Origin of the sequence: Sphingomonas sp. (genome assembly GCF_025362505.1) — a bacterium.
GTDB lineage: Bacteria > Pseudomonadota > Alphaproteobacteria > Sphingomonadales > Sphingomonadaceae > Sphingomicrobium.
On record NZ_JANYGG010000121.1, the window covers coordinates 1 to 5,053 of the forward strand.

Genomic DNA, 5,053 nt, shown 5'->3' on the forward strand with positions numbered 1-5,053 from the left:
CCGGAGCCCGGGTCGAAACCCGCCGCTTCGAAGCCCGCGAGCCGTCGAACGGGACCAAGGACGACGTCGGCCCCGCGCTCAACCGCGCCGCCAACCGCGTCGCGACCGAAGTCGCGACATGGATCGGCAATCACGGGTAAGCTGGGGGTTCGGGCAATCCGGCCGCACTCGCGCAGGCATAGGCTTCGATCATCGGCCCGAGCCACTCGCGATAAGGTTCGGCGGCGCCAATTCCCTTGCGATTGATTTGCTTGCGGACCTGGGAAACGCTCGCGGTCAGGACGGCGCGCTTCGCCATGTGGGGCGACAGCATGGCCTGGCTGCGCTCGAGCCCGGCTGCCGCGGCCAGTCGTTCGATCTGGCGCTCGGGGTCGGTCACCAGCTCCTCATAATGCATGATCGTGAAGCGGTCCGGATAGCGGCGCGTCCAGGACTCGAAGAGCTGGTCGTCCACCGCTAGCCGGCGGCCGATCGACTGCAGGTCCCATGCCCAGTTTACCCCGCGTGCGAAGAAGGCGCGGAAGGCCGACCAGCCGCAATCGACCGGATCGCGGCGCATCCACACGATCGGCGCGCGCGGGAATAGCGCCAGCAACAGGCCCATGTAATGGCTCGCCTCGAGCGACTTGTCGACGATCCGGCCGGTCGGGCCGAACCGTTCCTCGACGAGGTAAAGATAGCTACGGACGAGTTCATCGGGGTTTCCGCCGCGGTCCAGCCAGCGCTGGAAGCTCGCCGCATCGCTGCCGCCGATATCCTGCTCGATCAGGCGGAACAGCCCGAGCTCGGCGCCATCGCAGACCTCGTCGTTGCTGGCGAAAATCTGTTCGACCAGCGTCGTGCCCGAGCGCGGCAGTCCGGTGACGAAGATCATGCGCCGATGGTCGACACTGATCGAGGCGGCGGTGCGCTCGATCAACTCGGCTGGCCAATCCGCCGCGGTTGCAGGGGCAAGCGGCGACGCGGCGCGGGCGGCGCCGTCGATCGCGCGGCGGGCAGCCGCGCCCTGGGAGAAGACGTCGAATGCCCCGGCGTAATCGCGGCGCTGGTCGCGCGCGCGGCCGACCGCGTAAGCGAGGTTGGCGCGCTCCGCCGGATCGGTGGGCGGTGTGGCCCAAGCCTGCTCGAGCTGTTCGGCAAGCGCGGGGTGATCCGCGAGGTCAAGCGCCTCGGTCAGTGCGAGCCACGTCGGCCCCGACTGCGGGTTGGCCGTCAGCGCGTCGCGCAGGTGGTGCTCGGCGGCGTCGCGATTGCCCCTGTCGAGCGCAAGCGATCCCTTGAAATAGGCATTGGCGGTGCGGTCCGGGACGGTTTCGGGCAAGGTCGCCATCGCCGCCCACGCGCTGTCGAGCCGGCCCATCTGCGCGAGCAGGGCGGCGCGCGCGAACCGCGCCGCGGAGCTTGCCCCTTCAGCTGCGACATAGCGGTCGATCGCCTGTTCGGCCGCGCCGATTTCGCCGTTGCGCGCGAGCGCCTGAGCGACCGCCTGCCACGTCCGGCCGAGCGGCGCTTCGGCGGCGATCAGGGCGAGCGCGGCACGATTGATCGCGAGCCGATCATTGCCCGCCAGCCCCGCCTTCAGCGCGGCGACCGCCTCATGAACGTCCATCGCCGAACTCCCGCGCAAGAAAAAGGGAGGCAGGTTGCCCTGCCTCCCCTTGTGAGTTGGTATGCGGTTGAAGACCAGCCTTAACGACGACCGCCGAAGCGGAGCGCCCAGGTGAGCCGCGCGGAACGCGGAGCCTGGAAGCCGGTGACGAAGCCATAATCCTTGCGGAGCGAGCCGTCGTCGTTCTCGCCGAATTCGACGAAGTCGACCTTGGCCTTGGAGTTGAGCACGTTGAACACGTCGAGGCTGATCGTCGAGTTATGCAGCGCACCCGGCAGGTTGATATGTGCACCAAGATCGATGTTCTTGCTCCACGGAGCGTGGAACGCCGTCCCACGATTGACGAGGTAGCTGACCTGCGGAGCGCCGGCACCGTTGAGAACCGGATCTCCGTTATCATCGAGCTGTGGCACAGCGGTCCGACCCGATGCGACGGAAGGCTGCGAGCAATAGAATGAAGCCGAACTATAGGCCGCTGCAAAGTTTCGTGCGTCGGGATAGACACCGATGCACGAGAAGTTGCGACCCGACTGGACCGTGATGTTGGTGCCAATCGTCAGCCACGGCATCGGCTTGATGCTGCCCGAGAACTTGAGCGTGTGCTTGCGCTCGTTGGCGAGGATGCCATTGGCACCCTCGACCAGACCGGGCTGGTCGAAGTCCTGCGTCAGACCGGCGTCATCCTGGTTGTTGTCCGACTTGACGGAGCCTTCGTAATTCCCGCGCGCCCGCTGGAGCGTGTAAGACAGGTCGAACGCATAGAGGCCGTTGAACGCCTTGTTCACCGTGAACTCGACCGCGTCATACTTGCGGGTGGCCTTGGGCAGGCCAAGGTCGGCTGCCTTCAGGGTCACGACAGCACACATCCGCGGATCGGCGACGCAATCACCGTCGAGGCGGACAGTGGTGTCCGAACCGGGGTTGCCGAGCACATATTGATGGAAGCCGCTGAACGTGTCGGCGCAACCGGCGATCCCGGTGCGGTCGCAGTAAGCGTTGACCGCGGCGTCGATCGCGAAATCTTCGATCGTCGTCTTGAGACGGCGGTTGATGTAGCGAAGGCCGAACGTCCAGTCGTTCATCCGATGCGTAATGCTGAGGATCTTCTCATCCTGGTACATCGGTTTGAGGCCGGCGGCGACCAGCGTGTCGGTCGGTCCGGGCGTGCCGTCGGAGAAGACGGTGCGGCACAGCTCGCCGGCACCGGGACCGATCGGCGGGCACGGGTTGGTCGAACTGGCCGTGGTCGCACCGAACAGCGGAGCGCCGTTCGCGTCGAACTGCTGCCCGATCGGAATGCCCTCCGAGTTGAACACCGCGCCGCTCACGCCCGGCAGATAGCGGAAGCGCTGCTCGTAAAAAGTCTCGGCCCCGCCGAGACGGATGTTGGTATTGGTCGGAACGCCGAGATAATAGCGGCCGAAGAAGGCGCTGATCTTGGTCTTCTTGTCACCGAAGACGTCGAACGAAGCACCGAGGCGCGGCGCCCACTGGTTCTTCTGGTCGATGAACTTTTTACCGGTGATGCTGAAGTTCTCGTAGCCGTCGTTGCGGATACCGAGCTGCAGGTTGAGACGGTTGTTGAACAGGTCCCAGCTGTCCTGCGCGTAATACGCCTGCTGCTTGCTGACGAACGAACCGTTGTTGATGTAGGACCGGGCGCGGATATAGTTTGGCGTGAAGCGATAGATGCTGCCGCCGGTGTAAAACACCGAGTCCTGCGACTTGAGATCTTCACGGTCGACGCCGAAGCGGAAGTGGTGCTTGCCCAGCAGCGACACGTAAATGTCGGCGTCGACGCGATAGACCTTGCGCTGATCCTGGCCGGTTTCCGGCGCAATCGGGACGCCCGAGACAGAACCGACGGTCGTGGTCGATCCGGTGAGGGTCGACTGGATGATCGGCCTGCCGACGCCCGCGACGACGTCGTTGCGCTCATAATTATTGATGCCGAACAGGCCCGACAGGGTGAACCACTTGGCGAACTGGCCGGTGTACTGGATGATGTAGTTCTTGCCGCCGACCTTGTTGTCCTCGGTGCCGATGCTGCCGCGGGTCGGGTTGCCGAGCGCATCAACCGGATTGTAGCGGGTGAAGACGTGGCGCGTGTCGCTCCAGAAGGTGCCTTCGAGACGCTGGCCGGCGATCGGCAGGAAGTCGATCTTCGCGCCAAAGAAGGGCGAAGTCGAATTCGAGTCGAAGCGATACCCGCCCGACGGGCTGGTGTCGCGGCTCACCGAATAGCGCGGGGAGTAGAGCAAGTAGGCGAACAGGTGGTCCTTTACGATCGCACCCGACGCATAAAAGTTCGCGCTGATGTTATTGCGATAATCATTGTCGTTGCGGTTCTTCAGGAGCCCCGTCGAATTGCGGAAGGTGTTCGGAGAATTGCTTTTGAAGGCATTCGGCGAGAAGGTGATGACCGAGCCATATTCGAAATTATTCGAACCCGACTTGGTCACCGCCGAGGTGACGCCGCCCAGGGCGCGACCATATTCGGCGGTCCAGCCACCGGTCTTGACGTCGAAGGTGCGGTAGAATTCAAACGGCACCAGGCTGTTGCCGACCAGCGTGCGGAAGTTGGTCGTGTTGAGGCCGTTCACGTAATAGCTGTTCTCGGCGATCGTGGCGCCGCCGAACGAAACGCAGTCCGAGCAGTCGGCAAAGCCGGTATCGCCCGGATTGGTCCCAGGCGCGAGCAGGATCAGGCCGGTCTGGCTGCGCGCGATCGGGATGTTCGCGACAACCTTGCTAACGTCAAGCGTGAGGCCCGTGGTGGTCTGCGAAAAGTCGTTGGTCTGGGTACGGCGCCCCGTGACGATGATTTCGTTACCGGTGCCGGTCGGCACGGTCGCCGCGGAAGCAGCTGCGGCGGTGTAGGCGAAGCTGTTGGTCGCTCCCGCCGTGACCGAGACCGAGGGATCGTCGACCGTCTCACCGCCAGCGCCGCGAATGCTCACCCTGTAAGTGCCGGTGGGCAGGAGGGTGAAGTCGAAGCGGCCGTTCGCGTCGGTCGTCGTCGTGCGGGTGAAGCCTTGCTCGTTCGACTGAAGCATCACCTTCGCGTTGGTCAGCGGAGCACCCGCCGGGTTGGTGACGTTGCCCTGGAGCGACCCGCGAGTATAATCCTGCGCGCTCGCCGGGGTGGCGACGATCATGCTTGCGGTGAGCCCCGCGCCGAGGATCGCCAGCGCTTGCAGCGCGGCTGTCGCCCGAAGGTTCGACTTCTTCATTTCATTCTCCCGGAGTGGACGGCCCTCAATGCCGTCGCAAATGTTGTAGGCGTCAAAACACCCTTGGGAGAGACTTTGGCCGGGAGTTTGGGTCGCTGTAAAGTTGCGTGTGCAACGGCTTATGCGTTTGTGACCTTACTGTGTCAGTTGCGACACAGTCGCAATCATGCGCCCGCGCAATAGCTCACACCGCTGCGCCGGCCCGCCTTTC

2 protein-coding genes are annotated in these 5,053 nt (G+C 64.2%); both read right to left on the reverse strand.

The features are described from left to right. Positions 1–130 precede the first annotated feature (130 nt). Positions 131–1,609 carry a sulfotransferase gene (locus Q0R27_RS11710; RefSeq protein WP_293944976.1) on the reverse strand — a complete coding sequence of 493 codons (1,479 nt, stop codon included), beginning with the start codon at positions 1,607–1,609 and terminating at the stop codon, positions 131–133. Between the two features lie 80 nt (positions 1,610–1,689). Further along, positions 1,690–4,842 carry a TonB-dependent receptor gene (locus Q0R27_RS11715; protein WP_293944978.1) on the reverse strand — a complete coding sequence of 1,051 codons (3,153 nt, stop codon included), beginning with the start codon at positions 4,840–4,842 and terminating at the stop codon, positions 1,690–1,692. Between the last annotated feature and the right edge of the window lie 211 nt (positions 4,843–5,053).

Bases quoted from the DNA above. Each gene is read 5' to 3' on its own strand.
- Q0R27_RS11710 (WP_293944976.1), bottom strand. From the start codon at position 1,609: ATGGACGTTCATGAGGCGGTCGCCGCGCTGAAGGCGGGGCTGGCGGGC.
- Q0R27_RS11715 (WP_293944978.1), bottom strand. From the start codon at position 4,842: ATGAAGAAGTCGAACCTTCGGGCGACAGCCGCGCTGCAAGCGCTGGCG.